The following is a 280-nucleotide window of genomic DNA, read 5'->3' on the forward strand; positions in this document are numbered from 1 at the left end:
GGTGGTGGCACCAATAGCAGTAGTGGCGATAAGTCACTTGTACTTACTGTAACAGATCCAACTCAATCACTAGTGGAGAATGGGGCGTCAATAACCGTCCAATTAGAAACAAACTCAAAATCAGATAACTACACTCTTACTGTAAGAGATCCACAGTCGGTTCTCAATCAAATTCCTCTAAGTGAATATGAAAAAAATATTCATTGGTCTGTAAATAAATCGAATTTAATTCTTTCAGCAGATGAATTACTTAAGTCTTCAGGTGATTTGAGCCTCACAC

1 protein-coding gene is annotated in these 280 nt (G+C 37.5%); it reads left to right on the plus strand.

Annotated features, from left to right (window positions below):
- A partial coding sequence (locus tag IQR33_RS36115) for a hypothetical protein (protein WP_228014193.1) occupies window positions 1-280 on the plus strand: 280 nt, incomplete at both ends.

It is taken from the genome of Vibrio sp. OPT46 (assembly GCF_015163535.1).
Lineage (GTDB): Bacteria > Pseudomonadota > Gammaproteobacteria > Enterobacterales > Vibrionaceae > Vibrio > Vibrio alginolyticus.